At 59.7% G+C, this 25259-nt stretch carries 21 protein-coding genes, 1 tRNA gene and 1 riboswitch; of the genes, 9 read left to right on the top strand and 13 right to left on the bottom strand.

Going from position 1 to position 25259, the window contains the following annotated elements:
- Positions 1-65: 65 nt before the first annotated feature.
- The 5 genes from F3H58_RS14330 to F3H58_RS14310 all read right to left on the bottom strand — a co-directional run bounded on the left by F3H58_RS14330 (position 66) and on the right by F3H58_RS14310 (position 5377).
- The gene (locus F3H58_RS14330) at positions 66-1343 is read right to left on the bottom strand and encodes a type III PLP-dependent enzyme (protein ID WP_188128922.1); all 1278 of its coding nucleotides are present in this window, start codon (positions 1341-1343) and stop codon (positions 66-68) included.
- Positions 1327-2856, bottom strand: coding sequence for an AMP-binding protein (locus F3H58_RS14325; protein WP_149742662.1), 1530 nt, complete (start codon positions 2854-2856; stop codon positions 1327-1329). Before F3H58_RS14325 ends, F3H58_RS14330 begins: the two co-directional genes overlap by 17 nt.
- On the bottom strand, positions 2853-3116 hold the full coding sequence (locus F3H58_RS14320) for an acyl carrier protein (protein WP_127756912.1): 264 nt from the start codon (positions 3114-3116) through the stop codon (positions 2853-2855). Before F3H58_RS14320 ends, F3H58_RS14325 begins: the two co-directional genes overlap by 4 nt.
- A gap of 105 nt (positions 3117-3221) precedes the next feature.
- Positions 3222-3962, bottom strand: a complete 741-nt coding sequence (locus tag F3H58_RS14315) for a hypothetical protein (protein WP_188128921.1) — start codon at positions 3960-3962, stop codon at positions 3222-3224.
- A gap of 287 nt (positions 3963-4249) precedes the next feature.
- Positions 4250-5377, bottom strand: coding sequence for an S-(hydroxymethyl)glutathione dehydrogenase/class III alcohol dehydrogenase (locus F3H58_RS14310; RefSeq protein ID WP_003525152.1), 1128 nt, complete (start codon positions 5375-5377; stop codon positions 4250-4252).
- 549 nt (positions 5378-5926) lie between these two features.
- On the opposite strand from F3H58_RS14310, the gene F3H58_RS14305 reads away from it, so the two are divergent.
- The 3 genes from F3H58_RS14305 to F3H58_RS14295 are packed head-to-tail and all read left to right on the top strand — an operon-like array spanning position 5927 to position 8095.
- Positions 5927-7012 carry a TadE/TadG family type IV pilus assembly protein gene (locus tag F3H58_RS14305; RefSeq protein ID WP_149742706.1) on the top strand — a complete coding sequence of 362 codons (1086 nt, stop codon included), beginning with the start codon at positions 5927-5929 and terminating at the stop codon, positions 7010-7012.
- A complete protein-coding gene (locus F3H58_RS14300; RefSeq protein ID WP_149742660.1) occupies positions 6993-7520 on the top strand; it encodes a TadE/TadG family type IV pilus assembly protein in 528 nt (175 codons plus the stop codon). Before F3H58_RS14305 ends, F3H58_RS14300 begins: the two co-directional genes overlap by 20 nt.
- On the top strand, positions 7517-8095 hold the full coding sequence (locus F3H58_RS14295; protein WP_149742659.1) for a TadE/TadG family type IV pilus assembly protein: 579 nt from the start codon (positions 7517-7519) through the stop codon (positions 8093-8095). Before F3H58_RS14300 ends, F3H58_RS14295 begins: the two co-directional genes overlap by 4 nt.
- Positions 8096-8138: 43 nt before the next feature.
- On the opposite strand, the gene trmFO is transcribed toward F3H58_RS14295, so the two are convergent.
- The 3 genes from trmFO to F3H58_RS14280 form a co-directional block, all read right to left on the bottom strand.
- Positions 8139-9596 carry a methylenetetrahydrofolate--tRNA-(uracil(54)-C(5))-methyltransferase (FADH(2)-oxidizing) TrmFO gene (trmFO, locus tag F3H58_RS14290; RefSeq protein WP_188128920.1) on the bottom strand — a complete coding sequence of 486 codons (1458 nt, stop codon included), beginning with the start codon at positions 9594-9596 and terminating at the stop codon, positions 8139-8141.
- Positions 9597-10078: 482 nt separating this feature from the next.
- The gene (locus F3H58_RS14285) at positions 10079-10222 is read right to left on the bottom strand and encodes a DUF1127 domain-containing protein (RefSeq protein WP_003495735.1); all 144 of its coding nucleotides are present in this window, start codon (positions 10220-10222) and stop codon (positions 10079-10081) included.
- A 481-nt stretch (positions 10223-10703) separates the two neighbouring features.
- A complete protein-coding gene (locus tag F3H58_RS14280) occupies positions 10704-10850 on the bottom strand; it encodes a DUF1127 domain-containing protein (RefSeq protein ID WP_004433052.1) in 147 nt (48 codons plus the stop codon).
- A gap of 665 nt (positions 10851-11515) precedes the next feature.
- On the opposite strand from F3H58_RS14280, the gene F3H58_RS14270 reads away from it, so the two are divergent.
- Together F3H58_RS14270 and tig are read left to right on the top strand one after the other, a co-directional pair.
- A tRNA-Leu gene (locus F3H58_RS14270) sits at positions 11516-11598 on the top strand.
- Between the two features lie 228 nt (positions 11599-11826).
- Positions 11827-13305, top strand: coding sequence for a trigger factor (gene tig / locus F3H58_RS14265; protein ID WP_078053057.1), 1479 nt, complete (start codon positions 11827-11829; stop codon positions 13303-13305).
- A gap of 132 nt (positions 13306-13437) precedes the next feature.
- On the opposite strand, the gene F3H58_RS14260 is transcribed toward tig, so the two are convergent.
- On the bottom strand, positions 13438-14427 hold the full coding sequence (locus tag F3H58_RS14260) for a carbon-nitrogen hydrolase family protein (protein WP_149742657.1): 990 nt from the start codon (positions 14425-14427) through the stop codon (positions 13438-13440).
- Positions 14428-14865: 438 nt separating this feature from the next.
- On the opposite strand from F3H58_RS14260, the gene F3H58_RS14255 reads away from it, so the two are divergent.
- Positions 14866-15513 (top strand): hypothetical protein, encoded by a 648-nt coding sequence (locus tag F3H58_RS14255; protein WP_149742656.1) that lies wholly within the window; start codon positions 14866-14868, stop codon positions 15511-15513.
- Between the two features lie 231 nt (positions 15514-15744).
- Here F3H58_RS14255 and sthA read toward each other — a convergent pair whose 3' ends face one another.
- From sthA to F3H58_RS14240, 3 genes are all read right to left on the bottom strand, one after another.
- Positions 15745-17148, bottom strand: a complete 1404-nt coding sequence (sthA, locus tag F3H58_RS14250; RefSeq protein WP_149742655.1) for a Si-specific NAD(P)(+) transhydrogenase — start codon at positions 17146-17148, stop codon at positions 15745-15747.
- 756 nt (positions 17149-17904) lie between these two features.
- Complete coding sequence (locus F3H58_RS14245; protein ID WP_149742654.1) at positions 17905-18438, bottom strand: DUF1003 domain-containing protein; 534 nt, start codon at positions 18436-18438, stop codon at positions 17905-17907.
- A 115-nt stretch (positions 18439-18553) separates the two neighbouring features.
- A complete protein-coding gene (locus tag F3H58_RS14240; RefSeq protein ID WP_188128919.1) occupies positions 18554-20494 on the bottom strand; it encodes an LTA synthase family protein in 1941 nt (646 codons plus the stop codon).
- 222 nt (positions 20495-20716) lie between these two features.
- Here F3H58_RS14240 and F3H58_RS14235 point away from each other — a divergent pair, with 222 nt between their 5' ends.
- Entirely contained in the window at positions 20717-22396 is a 1680-nt protein-coding gene (locus F3H58_RS14235) for an NAD+ synthase (RefSeq protein ID WP_149742653.1), read from the top strand.
- Positions 22397-22649: 253 nt separating this feature from the next.
- Here F3H58_RS14235 and F3H58_RS14230 read toward each other — a convergent pair whose 3' ends face one another.
- On the bottom strand, positions 22650-23027 hold the full coding sequence (locus tag F3H58_RS14230; protein ID WP_149742652.1) for a glyoxalase superfamily protein: 378 nt from the start codon (positions 23025-23027) through the stop codon (positions 22650-22652).
- 191 nt (positions 23028-23218) lie between these two features.
- Here F3H58_RS14230 and F3H58_RS14225 point away from each other — a divergent pair, with 191 nt between their 5' ends.
- Both F3H58_RS14225 and bluB read left to right on the top strand, forming a co-directional pair.
- Entirely contained in the window at positions 23219-24049 is an 831-nt protein-coding gene (locus F3H58_RS14225; protein ID WP_149742651.1) for a TolB family protein, read from the top strand.
- A gap of 70 nt (positions 24050-24119) precedes the next feature.
- Positions 24120-24302: riboswitch (cobalamin riboswitch) on the top strand.
- Between the two features lie 95 nt (positions 24303-24397).
- Positions 24398-25114: a 5,6-dimethylbenzimidazole synthase gene (gene bluB, locus F3H58_RS14220; protein WP_149742650.1), complete on the top strand. Its 717-nt coding sequence runs from the start codon at positions 24398-24400 to the stop codon at positions 25112-25114.
- Positions 25115-25259: the final 145 nt, after the last annotated feature.

Here is a 25259-nt window from a genome sequence, read left to right as displayed (position 1 = left end):
CCGAGGTAGGCCGCCAAATGTATGCCCCTAGGAAAGCCGGCTACGGTTTTCGCTACCAAACGCCCTCAGCGCCCGATTACCTCAAACACCCCATTTTCCACCAGCACTTCCTTCGCCGCCGCATGGCTCAGAAAACCCGCAGGGCTGGCGCTGGCGCCATAGGCGCCCGATTGCAGGATGGCGAGGAGATCGCCGGCCTTGAGCTTCGGCAGCGCCGCATTGCGGGCGAGCGTATCGAGCGGCGTGCAGAGCGGGCCGACGATGGTTGCCGTTTCCTCATGCTCCGCCTGCATCATGGCAGGTGCGACGATGGGATAGTTGCGCTTGACGATCTGGCCGAGATTGCCGGAGGCGGCCAGGTGATGGTGCATGCCGCCATCCATCACCACGAAGGTAGTGCCGCGCGAGGTCTTTACCGAATTCACCTCCGCCACATAGACGCCGCCGGGACCGGCGAGGAAACGGCCGGGTTCGACGATGACATGGGCGTCGGTTATCAGCGGATGCGCCTTTACGAGCGCCTTGAGGTCGGGAATGGCGGCGCTGACTTTTTCAAGATCGAGCGGCGTTTCGCCTGCGAAATAGGGAATGCCGAGACCGCCGCCGAGATCGATGGTTTCGAGCGGCCTGCCGAGCATCCCGGCCAAGCGCGCGGCAAGGGAAATGCCGTGTCTCCACTGGGAGACAAGCATGTCGGCATCGAGGATCTGCGTGCCGCCGTAAATATGAACGCCGACGAGATCGATATATCGGGCGTCCTTGAAGAGCGGCAGGACATTTTCCAGCTCTTCCTCATCGAAACCGAAGGCCGTGGCCTTGCCGCCCATGCGCATTGCGCCGGCCTGTGCATCCGGCACCGGATTGATGCGGATCGAGGCTTTGACCGGCTTGCCGATTGCCTCGAGGCGGGTGATTTCCTCGGCGCTTTCGATGTGGATTTCGCCGATGCCGCCCTCGATCACTTCGCGCAGCTCGGCCATGCCTTTGCCGGGGCCAGCGAAGATGATGTTCTCCGCTGCGACACCGGCCTTGATGGCGGCGCGGTATTCACCGACGGACGCGATTTCTGCACCCGCACCTTCCTGCCGGAAAAGCGAGACGATGGCGGGCAGGGGATTGGCCTTCACCGAATAATAGATATCGGCAAAGCCGCCGAGCGCGGTTTCGAGATCGCGATAGGCGCGGCGCATGGCGGCGGCGTCGTAGAGGAAGCAAGGCGTTCCGGTCCCGGCGACAATATCGCGCACCGGAAGTCCGCCGATCATCAGATCGTTCTCGCTTGTGTCGAATAACGCGGCTGCAAAGGCCGGGCCGTGGCTCTGGGATTTATCCGTTGGCGCCATTGTCCGTCCGTTCGCGCACCAGCGCGCGGTAATCCACCTTGCCATTGGCCGTGACCGGCAGCCGTTCCACCAGTTCTATGGCGCGCGGGATCATGAAGGGGGCGAGCATTTCGGCGGCCTTCTTCAGAGCCGCCGTTACATCGATATTCTGGTTGGCGGCAGTCGCCACGGCATGGACCTTCTCGCCCGCAAAGGGGTCCGGCAGGCCGATGACGGCGACCTGCTGGAAAAGGCCTGTCGACATCAGGCTTTCCTCAACCTCGGTCGGGCTGATGCGATAGCCCGACGATTTGATCATCGCATCGTTGCGGGCGACGAAGCTGAAGAAACCATCCTCGTCCTCCACCGCCAGATCGCCGGAATAACACACGGTCTCACCGCCCATTGCCGCCGGAATGAAGGGGTGAGGGCGCAGCACCTTTGCCGTATCCTCCGGCCGGTTCCAGTAACCCAGCGAGACGGTCGGACCGCGATGCACGAGAATACCGTGCTCACCCGGCTTTGCCCTTTGTCCCTCGGCGGTGACGATGAAGATTTCGCATTCGGGAATGGCCTTGCCGATGGAGGTCGGGCGGCGGTCGATTTCATCGGGCGGCAGAAAGGTGGAGCGGAAGGCTTCCGTGAGGCCGTACATCAGGTAGATTTTCGTATCCGGCAGCTTCTCGCGCAGCGCTTTTACGGTTTCCTGCGGCACGCGTCCGCCGGAATTGGTGATGTAACGCAGATGCGGCAGAGGCGTCTTTGTGAGCGACGGGGCCGCTTTCGTCAGGATCGCCCAGATCGTCGGCACGCCGGCGAGACCGGTGATGGCATGGTCGCGCAGATCGCGGACGATCTCATCGCCCAGCCGGAAGGTGGAGATGATCGTGGCCGCACCCTGTTCCACCGCCGTCAGCAACTGGTTCAGGCCATAATCGAAGCTGAAGGGCAGGAGGGAGAGAATGCGGTCCTTGGCCGTAATCTCCAGATAGGTACGCACGATGCGCGCGCCGGCCAGAAGATTGCGGTGCGACAGCATCACGCCCTTCGGCGAGCCGGTGGAGCCGGAGGTATAAAGAATGGCGGCCAGGTCTTCGCCGATTGCCGCTGAAGGGCGGGCAGGCGTTGCGCGGGTTTCGATCTCTTCCGCCAGCAGCACCGTGACATCGGGAAGGTCTACCAGCGCCGCCTTCAACTCATCCATCATCGCCGCGCTGCTGATGACGATTTTCGCGCCACAATCGCTAACGATATGGCGGATCTGCTGCGCCTTCAGCAGCGCATTGACGGGAACGAAAACGCCGCCGGCCATGCTAACACCGAAGATCGACCAGCATTCCTCAAGGCCGCGCGGTAGATAGATGACGACGCGGTCTCCGCGTTCCGCTCCCTTTGCCTGCAATGCTGCGGCATACCACGCAGCAGCTACAGCGAATCCGCGATAACTCAAAGAGTGTTCTTTATAAACGAGGGCCTGATCGTCGTTTAGTGCATGTGCGGTAAGCAGGTGGTGCAGCAGGAAATGGGGTGTCATCTCCTCCGTTCCCTGAGGACGAAGGCGATGAGATCGGCCGGTGTGCCGAGATTGTCGGGCGTGAAATGTTCGTCATCGAGAATGATGCCGAAACTTTCGCCGAGGAAAATCATCAGTTCCAGAAAGCCGAGCGAATCGATTACGCCGCCTTCGAGAAGCAGCGTATCGGCGGAAAAGGGGGCATAGGCGGGAAAACGGTTGGAGAGATAGGAATAGATGGTATCGGCAACGTCGATTTCACTCTTTTTCGCTGCAAGCATGCTCGTTCTCCGATTTCCCACGTCTTTCCCAATGACCTGCCCGGAACGGCACTTTTTCTGTAAAGGCCAAGATTCCGTCAAGTCGCGCACGATTCACTAGAATACCTACGGTGGCAATAACACCAACTCTGAGTATGTTTCGTTAATAAATTGTGGGTTCCATGCGCCTTTTACTTGTATCGGTGCAGATTTATGTGCGGCAAGCCCGCCGGCCTTTCGCTCTGCGCCCATTGCCGCCATGGTCAGCGCAAGCCGGCCATGGCCAAGAAGGTGGCGGGCAATTGCGGATATGTGCCTTTGCGCGACCTGCCGGTCTTCACAATGGATGAGGCGCGCGGATGGCAATCTTTTGGTCGTGGTTTTCAGGAAGACCAGCGGGTAATGGCGGTTCTCCGCCTCCATCACGGCCACGATGCAGCCGAGACGGGCGTGGTCTTCCAGCATGTCGCGCATTTCGGCGGAGAGTATTTCCGGTTTTATCTCGCCTGGCGGCCGCAGCCGTGCGCTTGCCGGGCGAAGCGCTGCAAAGGGCAGCGGATAAAAAAGCGTGCAATCGGTCACCGTCGCAAAGCCCAGCCTCTCATTCAGCTTGCAGGCTTCGGGAGAGGGGGTGAGGTCGGTGAAGAGTTCATCCTCGCTGGAGGAAGCCATCTGCAACATGCGCGGGGCGAACCAGCGGCAGGAAGGCTCCACATACCAGCTGGACAGGTTGACGACGATCCTGCCGGTCTGCGGCAGACGGCTTTTTATCGTCAGCAGAACGCCTGCGGCATCGTCGCCCTTCATCAGCAATTGCCCGATAGCGCCGAGTTCGCGCCGCTCGTGATGTTCGCTGACGAGCGACAAACCGCGCGACCAGAAGGCCTCGGTTTTTTCCGGGAAGCCTTTCGCCAGAAGAGCGACGGCGGCGACGCGGTTTGCGTTGTCGATCGGTACGATTTTCAGGGTCGCTCTCCGCAGGTCTGGCGTCGTTCTGGGCGGGGAGGGATTTTCAACTCCGCCGCGTAGTATCGGCTTACGACGATAGATTTACCGTCCCGTTAATCGCAATGGCTGCAGCGGGTTGGAGGCGATCACATTTGTATGAAACGCGGGCGCGCGCGGTTACGCGCGTCCGCCTCTGTCTTATCCAATCAATAAACCACGACGCCGCGAATGCTTTCGCCCTTGTGCATCAGGTCGAAGCCCTTGTTGATGTCTTCGAGCGGCATGGTGTGGGTGATCATCGGGTCGATCTGGATCTTGCCTTCCATGTACCAGTCGACGATCTTCGGCACATCCGTGCGGCCGCGTGCGCCGCCAAAGGCAGTGCCCATCCAGTTGCGGCCTGTGACGAGCTGGAACGGGCGCGTGGAGATTTCCTGGCCGGCGCCGGCAACGCCGATGATGACCGACTTGCCCCAGCCGCGATGCGAGGCTTCCAGCGCCTGGCGCATGACTTTGGTATTGCCGGTGCAATCGAATGTGTAATCCGCGCCGCCGATCAGGTCGCCATTGCGCTTCGTCATGTTGACGAGATAGGGCACGATGTCGTCGCCGACTTCCTTCGGGTTGACGAAGTGGGTCATGCCGAACTTCTCGCCCCAGGCCTTGCGGTCGGGGTTGATATCCACGCCGATGATCATGTCCGCGCCGGCAAGGCGCAAGCCCTGCAGCACGTTGAGGCCGATGCCGCCGAGACCGAAGACAATCGCTGTGGAGCCGATCTCGACCTTGGCGGTGTTGATGACCGCGCCGATACCGGTCGTCACGCCGCAGCCGATGTAGCAGACCTTGTCGAAGGGCGCGTCGGGATTGATCTTGGCGAGCGCGATCTCCGGCAGAACCGTATAGTTCGAGAAGGTCGAGCAGCCCATATAATGATGGATCTTGTCCTTGCCGATGGAGAAGCGCGAGGTGCCGTCCGGCATCACGCCCTGTCCTTGTGTGGCGCGGATGGAGGTGCACAGATTGGTCTTGCGCGAGGTGCAGGAATAGCATTCGCGGCATTCCGGCGTGTAGAGCGGAATGACATGGTCGCCCTTCTTGACCGAGGTGACGCCCGGTCCGACATCGACGACGACGCCCGCGCCCTCATGGCCGAGAATGGCCGGGAACAGGCCCTCCGGATCGGCACCCGACAGGGTGAAATCGTCTGTATGGCAGATGCCGGTCGCCTTGACCTCAACCAGCACTTCGCCGGCGCGCGGGCCTTCGAGTTGAACGGTCATGACCTCAAGCGGCTTTCCGGCCTGAATGGCAACGGCGGCGCGAACGTCCATATCTTATCTCCTGGCATTGTCTTGTGATTGAACAGGGCTGTTTTGCCCGAGCTTGGCTGGAGGGACAAGGGGCAAAAGCGACCTTCACGTCTCAGTTACGACCAAAAAAGTGAAGCCGTCCCCCTGCCGGAGGAGAAGAGCGAGCCTCGGCAAGATTGTATCCGCAGTCGAATATCGACCTCGCGTATTCCCGTGAATATTTCGACTATAATAAATTACGAATATCTGATTTAAATATATGATTTTAAATACTATTTTCTACGTTCGGGTGATCTTTAATTTACGAATCTGGTGTTTAATTCGCCATATAAAATGACGAATGAAATTGGGCTGCCATCGATCGGTGGTTCCGTAAAATACCTTTATCTCCCGAGTACAACTGGCCTTCGCCACTTGTGTCGCGCCGCCATGATCGCGGCGAGCCTCAGCTATTTTGCTGAGTTTGTATCCTGTGGTCCGGGGGATTTCGCCGAGCTGCAGTCTTTGTGTGTCCGGCTGGGGAGGAGCCGGGGCGATCCGTGGCGGTTGGATGAAAAGCGATCATCGCAGATGTTTCATATTGAGAGAAAATTGAACGTGTTGGCGTGTCATTTCCGCTTGCTTCTTCAGGATCGGCGGGCAAATTTTGCGATTATCACGGCATTGTTGATGCCGATTTTTCTGTTCACTTTCGGGCTGCTTTTCGAAGGCGGCCGGGCGCTGGCCTATTACAGCCAGTCAAAGCGGGTGATAGCGCAGGCCTGTGAGCGTTCGACCAAACCGACCCGGACGAATGTGCCTCTCGATGAAGTGCGCCGCAAAAATGTGCTCGATACGTTCGATGCGCTCATCAGCTCCACCAAACAGCAGGTGGTGAGCCGCGATGCGACGATCGACTGGCTGACCACCGATATCAAGGCGGAGTTCACCTACAGGACGATGCTGGGATCATTATTCAACGTCGAAAAGATAGATTACAAGCTGGCCTACCGCTGCGGCGGCATTCCTCCCTATCCCTATGATGGCGAGGTGATCGTCAACAACACATTCGACCGGCTGAACGGCGTCGAGCGGGTTCTGAAATACGGTAAGAGCGCCAGGACTCCGAAAGGGTGCTGGGGCGTCTACACCTATGCGGAAATCGGATGGGATGGCGGCACGGGGCCGGGCATCGAGCTTCAGGACTGGAGCAATGCCGAGTGCCGGGCAAGACATAACTGGCAGGGCTATGATGTAGAGTCGGGGAAGCTAACTGGCCAGAATGCCCGGATACCGCCGACCAAATATGTGGTGGAACTGGACAGCGACTGGGAAGGGAGAGGCGGACGGGACGCCAACAGTTCGATCTTCAAATATGTGGAACTGCATCCCGGCACATATGAGGTTTCGGTCTGGTACAATGGCCGTAACGACGCCTATGGCGGCACCAACGACGTCGATATCTCCCTGCAGGTTCTGCGTCCGAAGCTGGGTTCGGAAAAGAAGATCATCGCAATGGCCCAAAAGGACAAGGTCTACTGGGAACGCCGCAGCTATTCGATCACAGTCGATATCTATTCCCTTTACAAGCTGACGATTGCCGCAGGTGGGAAAAGCGACAGTCTCGGCGGCATCATCACGGCTTTTGAGGTGACGTATGTCGATTCACCGAAATAAAGGGCTCGCGTGGTTCCGCTCTTATGCACTCGACATCCGGGCGGCCACCGCCGTCGAGTTCGGGCTGCTCATGCCGGTCTATTTTCTGCTGGTCTTCGGCATTTTCGAAGTCGGTCTGGCGCTGCTGCTTACTCTCAATCTGGCAACGGCGGCCAATGCCGGCGCGGAAATGCTGCGCAAGGCAGTGGCAAGCCACACGGCAGTTACCGAAGCCGAGTTCAGGCAGGTCATCGCCGCAAATTTCCTGCTCGGTACGACTGAAAAGACCATGAAGATAACGCTTGTCCCGATCCCGGATGCGGATTTCACCACCGTGCCGCTGACATTTCCGGTCGAGAACAAGTTTCAGGCGCCGGATAAAAAAGCCGGGCAATATCTTCTGGCGCTGGGTTACAACTGGCAGTTCATTCTGCCCACCACGCGTCTGCTGATCCCCAGCGTCGACGGCAAGCAGCCGCAATTGCAGAATATCTCTCTGGCGATCACCGCTGTTCGGGTGACGGAATGATGGTGTTTCGGCTGAAATCCGTCATCGTCGCCATGGTTCGGTCGCGCGCCGGCGTGGCCGCGGTGGAATTCTCCCTGCTCTTGCCGATGCTGATCATTTTTCTGGCGGTGATGATCGAGACCGGTCGTGGCTGGCTGAGTTACGATCGTTTCGTTACTGTCGTCGATAATACTGCCCGCTGGTCCGCCCGTTTCCCGGAATTTGAGGAACGGGTGCGGACAGGGGTCAAAACCTTCGTCATTGAGGCCGGGCAGCCTCTCAATCCGGACAAGCTCGACCTGACCTTGCGGAGCGCCAAGCTCGTGGGCGGTGTCGCAACTGTCGAATTTGCGCCTTACAACTTCTTCGGTTCTGCAGAAGCCGTCACCTGGGACAAGATGCTGAAGGCGGGGAATTTCAAGGAAGAAGAAGCCGTCATCGTAATTTCGGGGCGTTATAAATATAGCCCGTTATTCTCGTTCCTGCGCCCTACGACCATCGAGTTCGAATATGTCGCGACGGTCAATCCGTATTTCTCGCGGCACTACAAATATCAGAAGGGCAAGTCGGACTGGTCCTTCTGGAATGTTCGCTGACGGTATTGGCCACGGAACGCTGCCTGGCCAGTACTTCGATCATTCAATGATCCTGCGCGGCACCGGCTGCCGGGGCGGTCTCGACCGTCCCCAGCCACTGCGCGCAATCCCGCAACGCCCGCGCTGCAATGAGCTGGCGTTTCATGATCGTCTTGTCCTTGCCGCGAAAACGCTTCACGCCCTCCGGCTTGACGATGGAGCCAGGCTCCAGTTCCGGGAACAGGCCGAAATTGATGTTCATCGGCTGGAAGGAGCGTTTTCCCGGCTCATCATCGGAAGAGAGGTGGCCGCCGGTGATGTGGTTGAGGAGCGAGCCGAGCGCGGTGGTGGCCGGCGGCAGGCTCGGGGCCTCGCCCTTCTGTTCGGCGGCGGCGAAGCGGCCGGCGAGGAGGCCGACGGAGGCGCTTTCCACATAACCTTCGCAGCCGGTGATCTGGCCTGCAAAGCGCAGATCCGGCCGCGATTTCAGCTTCAGCGAGCGGTCGAGCAGGATCGGGGAATCGATATAGGTGTTGCGGTGCAGGCCGCCGAGGCGGGCGAATTCCGCATTTTCGAGGCCCGGTATCATGCGGAATACATCCGCCTGAACGCCGTATTTCAGTTTGGTCTGGAAACCGACCATGTTGTAGAGCGTGCCGAGCGCATTGTCCTGTCGCAGCTGCACGACGGCATAGGCCTTGACCGTGGGGTTATGGGCGTTGGTCAGTCCCATCGGCTTCATCGGGCCGTGGCGCAGCGTCTCGCGGCCGCGCTCGGCCATGATCTCGATAGGCAGGCAGCCATCGAAATAGGGCGTGCCTTCCCATTCCTTGAAACCCACCGTATCGCCGGCAATCAGCGCGTCGATGAAGGCGTTATACTGCTCTTCGTTCAGCGGGCAGTTGATGTAATCCTTGCCGGTGCCGCCGGGGCCGACTTTATCGTAACGCGACTGGTACCAGCAGATATCCATATTGATGCTGTCGCGGTGGACGATGGGGGCGATGGCGTCGAAAAAGGCAAGCGCATCCTCACCTGTCTCGGCCTGGATGGCGGCGGCGAGATCCGGCGAGGTGAGCGGGCCGGTGGCGATGATCGAGTTGCCCCATTCCTTCGGCGGCAGACCGTTCACCTCTTCGCGGATGATTGTCACCAATGGGTGACTTTCCAGCTCTTTCGTTACGGCCTCGGAAAATCCGTCGCGGTCGACGGCAAGCGCGCCGCCGGCCGGCACCTGGTGCCTGTCGGCGCAGGCCATGATCAGAGAACCGGCGAGCCGCATTTCGGCATGGATGACGCCGACCGCATTCGCCGTCGCATCGTCCGAGCGGAAGGAGTTGGAACAGACCAGTTCCGCCAGCGTATCGCCCTTATGCGCATCCGTGCCGCGCACGCCGCGCATTTCATGCAGGATGACGGGCACACCGCTCTGCGCGATCTGCCATGCGGCTTCCGAGCCGGCCAGCCCGCCGCCCACGACGTGAATGGGAGAAGTGGTCTTGTCTTGCATGCTGGCGTCCATGGGCCTCCGCGGGGCAAAGGCTCCCGTCCGGCGGCTGTCTTTCGAGTGATTGTTCCGCACGGGTCCCGAGGGACGCGGCATTGTTTGCGGATGCACTAGCATGCATGGCCGGGGCAGCCAAATGTTTTTGAGAATGGAGGCTTGGGGGCCGCCAAGCTCCCGACGGGATCGAGGAGCAGGCGCGCATTTTGAAGCGAGCGGCTGCCACTTGTTTCTTCTCCCCGCCGGGGAGAAGGTCGCGGCAGCGGGATGAGGGGGCGAGCGTGCGGTCTATCGCTGGCGTTGCCCCCTCATCCGACCCTTCGGGCCACCTTCTCCCCGGCGGGGAGAAGAAATATGCCGCGATGCCGGGCGCCTTTCTAAAAGGCTGGTTCCTCCAGCCAAACCCCAGAATCAAAAACGGCGCCAGAGGCGCCGCTTTTTTTACCTGTCGCTCAATCGTCGCGCCCTGGAGGTCGGGCAGCGGGACGATCGTTTACGCCTTAGCGGAACGAACGGGCTGCTACGTTACGGATGTCGTAACGGGTCAGGCCGATGTCGCTCAGAGCCTGGTTGGAAAGGCTGCCAAGTTCGTTGATCGTGCGGCGGTAGGAGATCCAGTTCTTTGCGATGCGGATGGGGTTCATGGTCGTTTCCTCAATCTATCTCTGTTGATTTCGTCTGCCGGCTCAGCGTTTCTCTGTGCTCTCGGCTGTTGAGGTTTATATATAGACATTGAGCCATGTTGTGCAGTGCAGAATTTAGGCTACTGCCATGCATTTGTGCAGTATGTCGGCTAAATTTGCGGCTTTGAATATCATCTGAGCAAAATATGAGCGGAAATGCCTGTGTTTCAGGCGGTTCTGACGGGTTTGGCAGCCTTTGGCGGCGCTAAAGGGACTTTCCGGTGTAAAAAAGGTGCGTCGGGGAGGGCTCGGACGCTATCCGGGCGCTGCGCAGATTGTCGGCCATCGATGCATTTTTCATCTGCCGACCCCGCGAGCGGCTGTGGCAATGCCGCTTCGACCTGGAGAACCGCCCAAAACGAAAAAAGGCCGGAGGCGGGAGCCTCAGGCCTTTTTGGGTAGGTCGTCTCGCATCCGCCGCAAGAAGCGGCGGGGCGTATAATCAGAAGCCGACGGCGGTCTTGGCGACGCGGCGGATGTCCTGACGGCCAATGCCGAGGTCACTCAGTTCGCGGTCGGTCATGCGGCCGAGTTCGGTTACGGTCTGACGATACTTGCGCCAGTTGGTGAGCGAGCGTGCAATGTTCATTTTCATCTTCCTCTTCGTGCTGTTCAGTCTCTGCGGCCAGTCTTGGGAGGCTTTGGTCCGGGGCTGAACTCGATCTCTGTATGACCATGAATATAATCGGTTTAATCAAAACAAAAACAGACAAAGCAAGATGTCACCTATGCACGCATTGCAATGCAAGCCCGAAAAACGAGCCGATTGCGGCGATTCATGCATAATTTGTGACCAATTTGTGTGCTTTTGGTGGTCGCCCGGGGCTTCGGCAGTGCGAAGGCTTGAGGGATGACCGGATAAGGGGCGGGGCAGGGTGCGGAAGCCCCCCCAATTGCTGGTCTGCAGCAGGGGCCGGCAATCGGGTAACTGGGCTGGGGCGCGCGGTATATATAATGTCAATGTAGCCGCATAAATATTGCCTGTTTTCTCCGCCCGCCTGCATGCGATGCGCCGGGCGAGGTGGATCGGGAAGGCGATGGGAGGCGGATGCGGTGCCGCTTGCCGTTTTCCGTGCCAAATCGCCTCTGTCCGGCTGTTTCGCCCTGTCCCCCGGCGCGGGCCGCGCATAAGCGGAGAGGGCGGCCGCCTCCCGCCACCCGCGCGGGGGATGAGAAAAGTCCGGAGGAAACGAAAGGCGGCGATAAGGCGTGCTTGACCCTTTCTGAACATTGTGACATACCGCCGCCCAACGTGCGGGTATGGCGGAATTGGTAGACGCATTGGTTTTAGGTACCAACGCTTCGGCGTGGGAGTTCGAGTCTCTCTACCCGCACCACAAGCAAGGCATGGCTGCGCCACGCTTGCGCCAGAGTGCATCTTTATAAGATGCGGGGAGCTTCGGGGTGTCCCTCAAGCTTTTTCGGGCGCGGGCGCTAAGGTGTCCGGCAGGCGCTTGTGCAACGAAATAACAGAAGCCACGGCCGGAACGTTGTTCCAGTGCAGTGCTCGAAAGTAAACCAACGGCTGTCTGAGCACCGCCGCCATGATGTGAAGGTTTGAGAAAATGCAGGTTATCGAAACGCTCGCTGAAGGGCTGAAGCGCGAACTCAAGGTCGTTATCCCGGCTGCCGACATGAAGGCCCGTCTGGACGAGCGCCTGGTTGACGCCAAGGACAAGGTTCGCATCAACGGTTTCCGTCCCGGCAAGGTGCCGATGGGCCACCTGAAGAAGATGTACGGCAAGTCCATCATGGCCGACCTCGTCAACGAGCTGGTTCGTGAAAAGCCGACCGAAATCCTCTCCAGCCGCGGCGAAAAGTCTGCGACGCAGCCGGCCATCTCCATGACCGAAGACGAGCAGGAAGCCGAAAAGATCCTGTCGGCTGAATCCGATTTCGAATTCACCGTTGCCTATGAAATCATTCCGGCCATCGAACTGAAGGCCAATGACGGCATCAAGGTTACCCGCGAAGTTGTTGAAGTCTCTGAAGACGAAATCAATGAGCAGATCCTGAAGATCGCCGAAAGCGCCCGCACCTACGAGCCCAAGAAGGGCAAGGCCGCCGATGGCGACCGCGTCACCATGAACTATCTCGGCAAGGTTGACGGCGTTGCCTTCGACGGCGGCGCTGCCGAAGATGCCGAACTGGTTCTCGGTTCGGGCCGCTTCATCCCCGGCTTCGAAGACCAGCTGGTCGGCGTCAAGGCTGGCGATGAAAAGACCATCACCGTGACCTTCCCGGCTGACTACCCGGCTGCAAACCTTGCCGGCAAGGAAGCCAACTTCGACATCACCGTCAAGGAAGTCGCTGCTGCCGCTGCTGTTGAAATCAACGACGAACTGGCCACCAAGCTCGGTCTCGAATCGGCTGAAAAGCTGAAGGAAATCGTCAAGGGCCAGATCGAAAGCCAGTACGGCAACATCACCCGCCAGAAGGTCAAGCGTCAGATCCTCGACCAGCTGGACGAGATGTACAAGTTCGACACGCCGGCCGGTCTCGTCGACGCCGAGTTCGACAATATCTGGCGCCAGATCAACACCGATCTCGCTCAGTCCGGCAAGACCTTCGCTGACGAAGACACGACCGAAGAAGAAGCCCGCGAAGAATATCGCAAGCTTGCTGAACGCCGCGTCCGTCTCGGCCTCGTTCTCTCCGAAATCGGCGAAAAGGCCGGCGTTGAAGTGACCGAAGAAGAAATGCAGCGCGCGCTGTTCCAGCAGCTGCAGCAGTTCCCGGGCCAGCAGAAGGAAATCCTCGATTTCTTCCGCAACACGCCTGGCGCTTCCGCTTCGCTGCGCGCTCCGATCTTCGAAGAAAAGGTCATCGATAAGCTGCTCTCCGAAATCTCGGTAACGGACAAGACCGTTTCCAAGGAAGAGCTGCTGGCTGACGACGCCGAAGAAGCAACGGAAACCAAGAAGAAGGCCCCGGCCAAGAAAAAGGCTGCTGCCAAGGCTGACGACGCCGCTGAAGGCGAAGAAGCCGCTCCGAAGAAGAAGGCTCCGGCCAAGAAGAAGGCCGCCGAAGGCGACGCCGAATAATCTTCTTCAGTGCAAGCTGATTGAACAAGGGGCCGTAGCGAAAGCTGCGGCCTTTTTGTTTGTTTCAGGATGCGATGTGGTCGGCCTTGAACCGGTTGGCCAGCGGCATAATCATCGCCACTGGCCGCTATGCTAGAACTCCTTCCGGCCGTCGCTTCTCGGATCGTTATCCACCTGATGAGGGGTGTAGAGATCGGTGCGAGCTTTTCTGCGCCATGGTCGCGCGGGATGTTCGCGATCTATGATGACATCTGCGAGGGCGATAGCTGGTAAACCGTTCATCGGGCATTGCGCCACCCATTGACCATCCGGCGCTGCGATTCCGGAAGGCGCGCCGGGGCTCTGGGCGGCAAGGGTTGAATAGCTGACCCAATAGGTGTTGCTCGCTGCATGTCCCAATATCTCGGCGGCAAACGCAGGGGCATTGGAAGCATCTTCGCCTGCGGTCGAAAACAGCATGCAATCGACATTCAGCTTCTCATACTCCATGAATATTTCCGGATAGTGCGCTTCCATGCCAAGCGCGCAACCGAAACGGAAGCCATCGACTTCGAACGTCACCGGAATGTGTCCCGGTGAGTACATGAACGAGATTTTGGTTTTCGACAAAAGACGCTCATCGTAGCGGGTGACGAGCTTCCCACGATCGGAGACGACATACAGGCTGTTATATGGCCGGTGCGGCGCTGTCAGTCGATGGACCGCACCCAGAACTGTCCAAAGCTTCAGCTTACGCGCGAGTTTTCTGATCGCCTCCAGTTCTTCGCGCAGAGTCTCCCATTCAAAGCGTGTCCAGTCGGATGGTCCGATTTGCCCCGGACCAGTCTCTGACATGATCCGTTTATGTGGCCAGCACGTTGCCCCTTCAGGGAAATGTATGAGACGAGCGCCAGCTTTGTGGGCATCGTCCATGAGACGGCGTATTTCTTGTCCGCAAATTTTTAGGGCGGAGACGTCACGAGGGTCGTTGAACAAGGATGTCTGCGCGACCGCCACTCGTATTAAGTTGCTCAAAGGAGCGTCCGATATTCCGCGAATATGCTGGAGAGCAGCTGTATAAGATTCGCCGGTTTTGGCTGCGCGCGCTCTTACACGCCGTTTTAGATTGCTATTTTGCGTCATTGTCAGGCCTTTCACGTCCCGGACGCAGTTCCCCAGCAACCCGCCCGAAACGATCGGACCAAGACAATTGCCTGAGACAATGGTCCCTTTGCCTCCATTGAAGACCTTGCTGGGGAAGGTCGTGGAGGTTAGGCGCAGGCTACGCGTTGACAAATATCCGTTGGAAAAAGCCGATTCGTCAAGCGGTCGGCGCACCGCTCATGGGAAGCTTACCGATCACAATGCAGTGCAGCATGATTTTTTGCTGCATCTGCTCTTGTTCATCTCCCGTTCATCTGGCACCCTGCGCAGCATGATTTGCCCCGGCCGCTGCATGCGGTTGTTCGGGCATTGCGCGTCGCTTTCATGTGGCCTCATCGCTGCCAAACCATTGGCCTTGAGCTTTTACCGTGCCTGCCGGGTTCTCCTGGCGCGCCCTTAATTTGCCAGGGGACAAATATGTCGCTCCGAACGGGTTCTGCCCTTGCATTATTGTTCTTCACCGCAGCCACGGCCGCCCATGCCGATGAGGCCGGGTTGATCTGGAAGCCGGTCAAGAATTCCGACCGTTCCTATACGGCGCGCATTGGCGCGAAACTGCCGGTCGATACGCCCATTCGCGCGGGGCTGGAGATGGGCATGAGCGCTTCCAAAACGGGGCAGGTGGTGGATACACCGGTGCGGGTGTGGGGTAATGTCACGCTGCTGGCCGAACAGTTGCCAGGCGTCTCGCTCGCTCGCGATGTCGGCGTCATCTTCAATGCGCTGACGGGGTCGAGCAGCGTTTCCGTGACCTCGCAGCAGAAGCGCATCGTCACGCCGGAGCTGGATATCGAGGCGAACCGCAATTTCACCGTGCGTTATGACGGCACGGCGCAGCAATGGAACGGGCTTGATGTGTCACAGTCGTTGCGTCTTTCCCGCTCCGAGACCGGCACGGCCTTTGTGCTGACGGGGGCTAGCCGTAACAGTTTCAACGAGTTCAGCAGCGGCGTGGCGGTGGAGCAGAAACTGGGCGATCACCTGACTGTGCGCGGGACGCTCGATCAGGGCTATGCGGATCATTTCCGGCCGGGGGTGAGTGCGCGGTATAGTATCCGCTGGTGAGGGGACGAAGTGCCTACGCCGGGACCGTCCCTAGATGAGTGGGAAGGTGCAGATGAATGTCTCTCTTCCGTCACCCCGGACCTGATCCGGCATCCAGCCACGGCGCGTCTTTTCAGCCCAAGGACTTGGGCTGGCTGGACCCCGGATCAAGTCCGGGGTGACGGGGAGAGGAGGCTACGACCTTACCACAAGCGCCCGCATGGCGTTGTGCCGTCCCGCTGAATACTCCGCTTAATCCTTCTTGATCTCACCCATTCGGTTCCACGCATCCAGCCCGGCAATCTTGTAGGCTTCGGCAAGCGTCGGATAGTTGAACGTATTCTCGACGAAATATTCCACCGTGCCTTTCAGGTTCAGCACCGCCTGGCCGATATGCACCAGTTCGGTCGCGCCTTCGCCGACGATGTGGACGCCGAGCAGGCGGCGGGTTTTGAGCGAGAAGATCATCTTCAACAGGCCGCTGTCGAGGCCCATGATGTGGCCGCGCGAGGTTTCGCGGAAATGGGCGATGCCGCATTCATAGGGAATGCCGCGTTCGATGACTTCTTCTTCCGTCAGGCCGCAGGTGGAGATCTCCGGCACGGCATAGATGCCATAGGGGAAGAATTGCGGCGGCTCGCCGGCAGGGGCGCCGACGGCATGGCGGGCGGCGATGCGGCCCTGTTCCATGGAGGTGGAGGCAAGGCTCGGGAAACCGATGATGTCGCCGGCGGCATAGATGTTCGGTACAGACGTCTGGAAGGTTTCGGGATCGACCTTCAGGCGGCCGCGGCTGTCGGCTTCCAGCCCGCAGGCCGAAAGATTGAGCGTATCGGTGGCGCCGACACGGCCGGCGGCAAACAGCACCGTCTCGGCCTTCAGCACGCGGCCATTGCCGAGCGAGACGAGGCACTTGCCGCTCTCGTCGCGTTCCACCTTTTCCGCCTTCTGGCCGAAGATCAGTTTCATGTTGCGGTCGCGCAGCTGATAGGTGAAGTCCTCGACGATTTCCTTGTCGATGAATTCCAGCATGGTTTCGCGCGGCTCCACCACCGTCACCTGCGTATCGAGCGCGCTGAAAATGGTGGCATATTCGATGCCGATGACGCCGGCGCCAACGACGATCATGGAGCGCGGCAGTTCCTTGATCTCGAGAATCTCGTCCGAATCGAGCACCGCTTCGCCATCGAAGGGAATATGCGGCGGCCGGTAGGGGCGGGTGCCGATGGTCAGCAGGATGGAGGTGCCCGTCACGGTCATGATCTCGCCGTCGCTCTTCACCACCTTCATGGTGTTGGAGTCGATGAAGCTCGCCGTGGCGCGAATGTGCTGCACGCGGTTGCGGGCGAACTGGTGTTCCAGCACTTCCACTTCGTGATCCAGCGTGATGAGCAGGCGGCGGCGCAGGTCTTCGGCATCGATCTCCTGCTTGACGCGATAGGCGCGGCCGTAAAAACCGCGCTCGCGCCAGCCGGTGAGATTGAGCGCCGTCTCGCGCAGGGTCTTGGATGGAATGGTGCCGGTGTGCACCGAAACGCCGCCGACGCGGCTGCCTTTCTCGATGACCAGAACCCTCTTTTCGAGCTTGGCGGCCTGAATGGCGGCCCGTCTTCCCGCCGGACCGCTGCCGACAACAATCAGATCGAACTGGTGCATGAAAAACCCCGGAACAGAATTATTGCGATGACCGGATGTCGCATCCGGCATGGCGTCGCCGCGAAATGGTCGTGATGCCATTTTGACGATGGGGAGTGATTCCCCTTCAGCCTTGCCCGCAAGAGTGCAATGCAACAAACGCCTGCGTCAATCTGTAGCGCAAGAATCTGACGGATTCGTAACTGGGGGGTGAGGTTTCGGGAGGTTGTGCGATTCATGGGAATGCGGAGGTGCGTGTGGCTTACCCCTCTCTGCCCTGCCGGGCATCTCCCCCTCAAGGGGGGAGATCGACTCGCGGGCAGGTTTCGCCCATCTCTACATTTGCGAATGAAGTGGTGGTCGCGCCTCCTGCCGATCTCCCCCCTTGAGGGGGAGATGCCCGGCAGGGCAGAGGGGGGTAAGCCCCACGCTCCTCCGTCCACTCCTGAAAACGCCCTAAAACCCCAACAGCTTCATCCCGCCCGGCGCTGCCGGTCGGGGGATACTCAGCGTGCGTCGGGCGAGTGCCCGGCTGCGCTTCGGTTGAGGTTGGTGTGGGTCGGATGCGTTGCGCAGCCGGGTCTTTCACCATGCCGTATTTCGCAAGTGGCGGTGCACCGCCTTTTGCGAAATGGTCCTTTCCACGAACGTTGCCAGCGTTCCCACCACCAGGACCGTCCCTCGGTTTCCGCCACGTCTGGCGTCCACCCGGCGGGACTGCGTTTAATCTAACAGCGCGTCGCGGGGTGGGGAAAAGCGGGGATGAATTTTCCGGCGTCAGTCTTCCTTCCGGGTGACATGGCGGTGAAGTGCCGCAAGGTCCTGCCGGAGCGCGGCCAGTTCAGCCAGCACTTTCACATCGATCTTTTCATGCAGGGAAAGAACCTCAAGCTCGGCCTTCAGGTTCACCTCATAATCCTTGGCGGCCTCGAAACGGTCGCGGGCGGCCTGGCGGTTCTGCGACATCATGATGATCGGCGCCTGAATGGCCGCCAGCATGGAAAGCAGCAGGTTGAGGAAGATGAAGGGGTAGGGATCGAAGGCGCCGGTCGTCAGGATGATGGTGTTGATGATAGCCCAGAAGATCAGGAAAAAGCAGAAACCGAGGATGAAACCCCAGGAGCCGCCGACCTTGGCGATATTGTCGGCCAGCCTGTCGCCGAAACTCGCGCCGGCGGAAAATTCGGCATTGGTGTCGCTCGAAATCAGTTTCTTCTGGTGCGACAGTTCCAGAATGCGCCGCTCCACTTCGCCGATTTCGCGAGAGGAACGCTTGAAATGCGAAACGATATAGTCGGAGATATCTGACACGGTGTGTCTCCGGTTCTGATGGGGCGATGCGGATGTTCCCGAGATAAACCCGCATGGCGGCGGAATTCAAACGATTTCCACCGCCATGCGGTTCAGGCGTCCCCGCCGAAAAACATCAGACCGATGGCGCGCCCTCGTGCAGCCAGTTGAAACCGGGGAAGAAGCGTTCGCGGCCATATTGCTGGCCGAACATCATGTCGAATTGCAGCAGGCGGTAGTCGCGCACCACGTCGGGAACGGCGTTCGGGGCAATCGACCAGTCGGGCAGGGCCTTGCCGTCGGTTGCCACCAGCATATGCCGGTCGATGACGGAAAAGGCCTGCTGCACGTCGCCAAGCGTGCCGGTATAGAAGGGATCGGAGAAGCCCGCCGTTTTCAGTACGTGATAGGGCAAAAGTGCCGGGCTGATGGTGCCGATATTCTTGCGCACGCCCTGCTTTGAGGACCAGACGACGAGCGGCGTCTCGTGTTCCTTCTTCATCACCTCCAGCGGCGCGCGGCGGCTGGCCACCATGCCGGGCATATAGCCGCTTTCCACGAAGGTCTGGCCGAGCGGCGGCAGGTGATCGCCGAAGAGGACGACGATGGTTTCCCGGTCGCGCTTCTTCGCCCAGCGCATCAGTTTCAGCAGCGCTTCGTCAGCTTCCGCCACCCCTTGGGAATAGGTGGCCAGCGCCTGCGAGGCCGAGGCGGAAAGATCGCCTTCGACGCCGATGGTGTTTTCGGCGTAACGGGTCGCCTCGTAGGGGCCGTGTCCCTGAAGGGTGACGGCGAAGAGGAAGAGCGGGTTCTGCGCCTTTTCGGCCGTCGCCATGATCTGGTCCATCAGCGCATCGTCGGAGGCGAAGTTGCCACGTTTTTCCATGGCCGGCAGCGTCTCTTCGGAGCGGAATTCCTCGAAGCCGAAGTTTTTGTAGACCTGCTTGCGGTTCCAGAACCATTCCTGGAACGGGTGCATGGCGATGGCGGAATAACCTTCGCCACGGAAGAAGCTGGCGAGCGAGGGCACGGGGCGGCGGATATATTGCTGATAGGGAATGCTGCCATAGGGCAGGAAGGCGTTGGAAAAGCCGGTCAGCGCCTCGAATTCCACATTCGCCGTCATGCCGCCGAATTCCGGGGAAAAGACGTTGCCGGACTGTTTGGCGCGGATCGTCGGCATGGGATCGGCGGAGAGGCTCACATTTTCCAGCCGCGTCGGATCCCACAGCGATTCGCTCATCAGCATGATGACATCGGGGTAATCGCCCTTGTTGGCGGCGAAGGCGGCGGGCTCGGAGGTCAGGTCGGCAATGGTGTTTTCGCCGTAACCCTGCGGCGCCGAGACATTGGCCATCGGAATATTGAAGGCGAAGGCCATCAGGAAGCCGTTATGGCGGTAATTTTCCTGCTGATCCCACATCATGGGAATGATGTTGAGGCGATCGCGCACCCAGGAATAATGCGAATAGTCCATCAGCGAGGCGAGACCGGCAAGAAGCGGCAGCGCCAGCGCGAGACCGGCGGCGCGTTCGCGCCAGCTCAAGCCCGGGGAGTGGCGGCGCGCCAGCAGCCAGAGGCCCGTAAGTGCCGCAATCGTGGCGCAGATGCCGAGGGCGACGAAGGCTGCCGTCATCGGCTGGGCTTTCAGCATGGTCGGCAGAAGCTCGAGGATCTGCCGGCCGAACAGCAGGTCCGAAGGATAAAGCGGATCGGAAAGATAGGTCTGTTTCTGCGCCGAAATCAGCCCCGTCAGCGCGCAGAGCGGCGCAAGCGCGATCAGCGACAGGTAACGCCTGCCAAGAAGTGCATCCAGCGCCACGAGAAGGGCAAGCACGGCGGCAATGGTGGTCACGCCGGGGCGGGCGGAGGAGGTGAGAAAAGCGCCGACATCGGTGAGCGAACCGCGGGCGATCCACTCCAGCGCCACGACCAGCACGACGGACGCGACCGTCAGATTGGCGAGCGGATAGGCGATGCCCGAAAGCTTGGAAAGGCTCCTTGTCCATGCAGGCGAAAAGACGAAACCAGCCTTTTCGGAAGCCGTTGTTTTTGGCGCCGAATCTCTCAAACCCATACTCCGGTATTGCAGGCGGCACGGCCGATCCGGGGAGGTGAATCGGGTGTCGCAACAGTGTCATGTAACTGTCACATAAGCGCGATGAACGCGACATGAACTTTGCGCAACCTGGCCGGTGCGGCGATAACCTTAGCGTGAACGCGCGCGGACGAAGCGTAACGGGCGTCGCCATGCAATTGCCGCGTTGCGGAGCGGCCACGGGCGCGGTATTGAAAAGCCATGAGCGACAGACACGATATAGAGAACCATCTCCGGATTGCCGTCGGGCAGTTCAATCCCACCGTTGGCGACGTGGCGGGCAATCTCGCCAAGGCGCGCGAGGCAAGGGCCGATGCGGCGACGCAGGGCGCCGATCTTCTGCTGCTGACCGAGCTGTTCATATCGGGCTATCCGCCGGAAGATCTGGTGCTGAAGCCGGCTTTCCTGAAAGCATGCCTGAAAGCCGTGGAAGAGCTGGCGGCGGAAACCGCCGATGGCGGGCCGGGCATCGTCATCGGTTTTCCGCGACAGGGTGAGACGGGCCGGCACAATTCCGTGGCGCTTCTGGATGGCGGCAAGATCATCGCGCTGCGTGACAAGATCGACCTGCCCAATTACGGCGAATTCGACGAAAAACGCGTTTTCGCCGAAGGATCGATTTCCGGTCCCTATAATTTCCGTGGGGTCAGGATCGGTATTCCGATCTGCGAGGAAATCTGGAACGACATGGGCGTGTGCGAGACGCTCGCCGAAAGCGGGGCGGAAATCCTGCTGGTGCCGAACGGTTCGCCCTATTATCGCGGCAAGCTGGATGTGCGCCATCAAGTGGCGTTGCGGCAGGTTATCGAAAGCGGCCTGCCTCTCGTTTTCGCCAACCAGCTGGGCGGGCAGGATGAGCTGGTGTTCGACGGCGCGAGCTTCGGCTTCAATGCCGATAAGACGCTCGCTTTCCAGATGAGCCAGTTCGAGGCCACGCTTGCCGTCACCGACTGGAAACGTACCGCGGACGGCTGGCATTGCGACAGCGGGCCATTCTCGAAGATTCCCGAAGGCGAGGAGGCGGATTACCGCGCCTGCATGCTGGGCTTCCGCGATTACGTCAACAAGAACGGCTTCAAGAGCGTGGTTCTCGGCCTTTCCGGCGGCATCGATTCGGCGATCTGTGCCGCCCTTGCCGTCGATGCGCTGGGCGAGGAGCGGGTGCGCTGCATCATGCTGCCTTATCGTTATACTTCGGAAGAATCGCTGAAGGATGCGGCCGATTGCGCGAAAGCGCTGGGCTGCCGTTACGACATCGTGCCGATCGTCGAGCCGGTGGAAGGATTCCTCTCGGCGCTTTCCGATCTCTTCGAGGGCACGGAAGAGGGCATCACCGAGGAAAACCTGCAGAGCCGCACGCGCGGCACCATTTTGATGGCCGTTTCTAACAAGTTCGGCTCAATGGTGGTGACGACGGGCAACAAGTCAGAAATGTCGGTGGGTTACGCCACGCTTTATGGTGACATGAATGGAGGTTTCAATCCCATCAAGGACCTCTACAAGATGCAGGTCTATGCCATTTCCAGCTGGCGCAACGCCCATGTGCCGCCGGGTGCACTCGGCCCTTCCGGCGAGGTGATCCCGGCCAATATCATTTCCAAGGCCCCGTCTGCCGAATTGCGCCCCAACCAGACCGACCAGGATTCGCTGCCGCCCTATCCGGTGCTGGACGATATTCTGGAATGCCTCGTCGAGAAGGAAATGTCGGTCGAGGAAATTCTGGCGCGCGGTCATGATGTGGCGACCGTGCACCGGGTGGAGCATCTGCTTTACCTCGCCGAATACAAACGTCGCCAATCAGCTCCGGGCGTGAAGATCACCAAGAAGAACTTTGGAAGGGATCGGCGTTATCCGATCACCAACCGGTTCCGGGATCGGTGATTGAAGGAAGACGCTGGTAGCGGATGTTTTGCCCGGCGTTGCCGCTCGTTTCTTCTCCCCGCCGGGGAGAAGGTGGCCCGAAGGGTCGGATGAGGGGGCAACGTTGCCGTAACTCACTGCCCTTGCCCCCTCATCCCGCTGCCGCGGACTTCTCCCCGGCGGGGAGAAGAAACACGGGGCATACGCTCGTTCCACAACAAGCCTTCGCGTTTAAGCAAGCGGCGCGGAGAAAACTCCGCGCCGTTCGCTGATCTCAAATAACCTGCCCCACATCGATGCGGTTGCCATCCGGGTCCTCAAACACAAAGGCGCGCAGGCCGTAATCCTTGTCCTGCAGGCCCTTGATGATGCGCAAGCCCTGGCTCTCGCAGAGCGCATGCAGCGCATCGACATCGCTCACCATCATATGCGCCACATTGAAAGGCGCTGCCTTGTGGGTGGGCTGCAATGTCAGGTGCAGTTCGGCATTGCCCTGTTTGAGAATCATGAAGCCGACAGGGTTGCCGTTTTCGAAGGTCTTTTCGAAGCCCAGCACGCCAACGTAAAAATCATGGGCCTTTTCGATGTTTTTGACAGGAAGCATTGCGGCGATCCGGCCGAAGCGGATGCCGTGATCGGCGATGGTATTCATCGCGGAACCTCGGTTTTAGGAGAAACGGCAAGGGTCACGGACGGTGCCGGAGCGCTGGCGTTTTTTCCGGTTTGAATTTGCAGGACGGTGCCTGCCGCCCTAGGATCATAATCGAGGCGATGGTGGATGCAAACGGAATGTCTGCATTGCCGGGCGCTTTGAACGACACACGGACACGCCCGGGAGGCAGAATGCGTAGCTCCATCGAAATCTTCAACATCCGCACCCGGCAGATGCGGGTGGTGTGGCAGACGCCCGCTCTTTTCGAAGCGCCGAACTGGTCGCCGGATGGACAATATCTGCTGTTGAACAGCGATGGGCTGCTTTATAGCCTGTCCCTTTCCGGTGACGCGTCGCCACAAAAGGTCGATACGGGTTTCGCAATCCAGTGCAACAACGATCACGGCATTTCGCCCGACGGTTCGCTTTACGCCATTTCAGACAAGGTGGAATTCGGCAAAAGCGCCATCTATCTTCTGTCCTCGGCGGGCGGCGCGCCGCAGCTGATGACGAAGAACCTGCCCTCCTATTGGCATGGCTGGTCCCCCAACGGGAAAAGCTTTGCCTATTGCGGTATTCGCGATCAGGTTTTCGATATCTATTCCATGGACATAGACAGCGGCGTTGAAACACGCCTTACCCATGGTGATGGCCGCAATGACGGTCCTGACTATTCGCCTGACGGTATGTGGATCTATTTCAATTCCAGCCGCACGGGGCAAATGCAGATCTGGCGGGTGCGGGTGGATGGCTCAGCCGTGGAGCGTATCACCGACAGCCCCTATGGCGACTGGTTTCCGCACCCGTCACCAAAAGGAGACAAGGTGGTGTTCATTTCCTATGATGGCGACGTTTTCGACCATCCGCGCGATCTCGACGTGCGGGTGCGGTTGATGGATATGGATGGCGGCAATGTCGAAACGCTTTTCGAGCTGTTTGGCGGGCAGGGCACGATGAACTCTCCCAACTGGTCACCTGATGGGGATGAGTTCGCTTATGTCAGATATTTCCCGGTGGAATGATGAAGGCAAGGTGCGGCAGGCCACATTGCCGCACCGCCTGCACGACACTTGCGTTCGCACGCTATTTTGCCCATAGCTTCACCCGTCAGGTGCCCGCCTTTGCGGCGGGAGAATCGGGAATCCGGTGAGAGACCGGAACGTGCCCAACGCTGTGAGGCGGATGCCCTTTTTCACATGCCACTGAAGTTATTCGGGAAGGCGAAAGGGGCGGATGAAGCCTAGTCAGAAGACCGGCCTGGCAAAATAGACCGAACCGCGCGGACGGCGGCAGGTTGCTGGAAAGCGAGTCGTCGCTGCAAACCTTCCATGGTTTCGGCACCGGCCCGCCCGCATTGTTAGGGATAAACGATGCCGACCGAACCGCCCGTCACCACGCCACACGACACCAACCCCTTCGATCACGCGCTTTCACCCGCCCGCCCGTTTTCCGCGGACGAGCGCGAGGCGATCTACCGCGCCATCGAGACGCGGCGTGATGTGCGCGACCAGTTCCTGCCAGACCCGCTGCCGGATGATCTCGTCGAGCGCCTCCTGAAAGCGGCGCATGCCGCTCCCTCCGTCGGTTTCATGCAGCCGTGGAACTTCACCCTCGTCACCGACGGCGCCGTGCGCCAGGCGGCATGGGTGGCCTTCAGCCGCGCCAATGAAGAGGCGGCGGCGATGTTTGCGGGTGAAAAGCAGGCGCTTTATCGCAGCCTGAAGCTCGAAGGCATCCGCAAGGCGCCGCTCAGCATCTGCGTCACCTGCGATCCGACACGGGGGGGCAAGGTGGTGCTGGGCCGCACCCATAATCCACGTACGGATGTCTATTCCACCGTCTGCGCCATTCAGAACCTCTGGCTCGCGGCCCGGGCCGAAGGCGTCGGCGTCGGCTGGGTCAGCATTTTCCATGACAGCGATGTCCGGGCCATTCTGGATATTCCTGATCATATCGAGATCGTCGCCTGGCTGTGCCTCGGTCGCGTCGATACGCTTTACACCGAACCGGAACTGGCGGTGAAGGGCTGGCGGCAGCGTGTACCGCTGGAGGAGCTTGTGTTTCGGAACCGCTGGGGTGGGGTGTAGACACGGATGCCTACGAATAGGTCGGGACATTGCCGTGCATTCTTCTCCCCGCCGGGGAGAAGGTGGCCCGAAGGGTCGGATGAGGGGGTAACGGTAGAGATTTGCGGAGAGCTTGCCCCCTCATCCCGCTGCCGCGTACTTCTCC

This window comes from Rhizobium sp. NFACC06-2 (assembly GCF_900101425.1).
Classification (GTDB): domain Bacteria; phylum Pseudomonadota; class Alphaproteobacteria; order Rhizobiales; family Rhizobiaceae; genus Agrobacterium; species Agrobacterium leguminum.
Note: the sequence above shows the minus strand (reverse complement) of the source record. Positions and strands in the feature narration are given on the sequence as shown.

Excerpts from the sequence above, each read along its gene's own strand:
- bluB (WP_149742650.1), top strand. The coding sequence starts at position 24,398 with ATGCCGACCGAACCGCCCGTCACCACGCCACACGACACCAACCCCTTC.
- F3H58_RS14225 (WP_149742651.1), top strand. The coding sequence starts at position 23,219 with ATGCGTAGCTCCATCGAAATCTTCAACATCCGCACCCGGCAGATGCGG.
- F3H58_RS14285 (WP_003495735.1), bottom strand. The coding sequence starts at position 10,222 with ATGAACCCCATCCGCATCGCAAAGAACTGGATCTCCTACCGCCGCACG.
- F3H58_RS14240 (WP_188128919.1), bottom strand. The coding sequence starts at position 20,494 with ATGGGTTTGAGAGATTCGGCGCCAAAAACAACGGCTTCCGAAAAGGCT.
- F3H58_RS14300 (WP_149742660.1), top strand. The coding sequence starts at position 6,993 with ATGTCGATTCACCGAAATAAAGGGCTCGCGTGGTTCCGCTCTTATGCA.
- F3H58_RS14255 (WP_149742656.1), top strand. The coding sequence starts at position 14,866 with ATGTCGCTCCGAACGGGTTCTGCCCTTGCATTATTGTTCTTCACCGCA.
- F3H58_RS14305 (WP_149742706.1), top strand. The coding sequence starts at position 5,927 with ATGTTTCATATTGAGAGAAAATTGAACGTGTTGGCGTGTCATTTCCGC.
- trmFO (WP_188128920.1), bottom strand. The coding sequence starts at position 9,596 with ATGGACGCCAGCATGCAAGACAAGACCACTTCTCCCATTCACGTCGTG.
- F3H58_RS14320 (WP_127756912.1), bottom strand. The coding sequence starts at position 3,116 with ATGCTTGCAGCGAAAAAGAGTGAAATCGACGTTGCCGATACCATCTAT.
- F3H58_RS14235 (WP_149742653.1), top strand. The coding sequence starts at position 20,717 with ATGAGCGACAGACACGATATAGAGAACCATCTCCGGATTGCCGTCGGG.
- F3H58_RS14295 (WP_149742659.1), top strand. The coding sequence starts at position 7,517 with ATGATGGTGTTTCGGCTGAAATCCGTCATCGTCGCCATGGTTCGGTCG.
- F3H58_RS14280 (WP_004433052.1), bottom strand. The coding sequence starts at position 10,850 with ATGAACATTGCACGCTCGCTCACCAACTGGCGCAAGTATCGTCAGACC.
- F3H58_RS14310 (WP_003525152.1), bottom strand. The coding sequence starts at position 5,377 with ATGGACGTTCGCGCCGCCGTTGCCATTCAGGCCGGAAAGCCGCTTGAG.
- F3H58_RS14330 (WP_188128922.1), bottom strand. The coding sequence starts at position 1,343 with ATGGCGCCAACGGATAAATCCCAGAGCCACGGCCCGGCCTTTGCAGCC.
- F3H58_RS14230 (WP_149742652.1), bottom strand. The coding sequence starts at position 23,027 with ATGAATACCATCGCCGATCACGGCATCCGCTTCGGCCGGATCGCCGCA.
- F3H58_RS14260 (WP_149742657.1), bottom strand. The coding sequence starts at position 14,427 with ATGACGCAAAATAGCAATCTAAAACGGCGTGTAAGAGCGCGCGCAGCC.
- tig (WP_078053057.1), top strand. The coding sequence starts at position 11,827 with ATGCAGGTTATCGAAACGCTCGCTGAAGGGCTGAAGCGCGAACTCAAG.
- sthA (WP_149742655.1), bottom strand. The coding sequence starts at position 17,148 with ATGCACCAGTTCGATCTGATTGTTGTCGGCAGCGGTCCGGCGGGAAGA.
- F3H58_RS14325 (WP_149742662.1), bottom strand. The coding sequence starts at position 2,856 with ATGACACCCCATTTCCTGCTGCACCACCTGCTTACCGCACATGCACTA.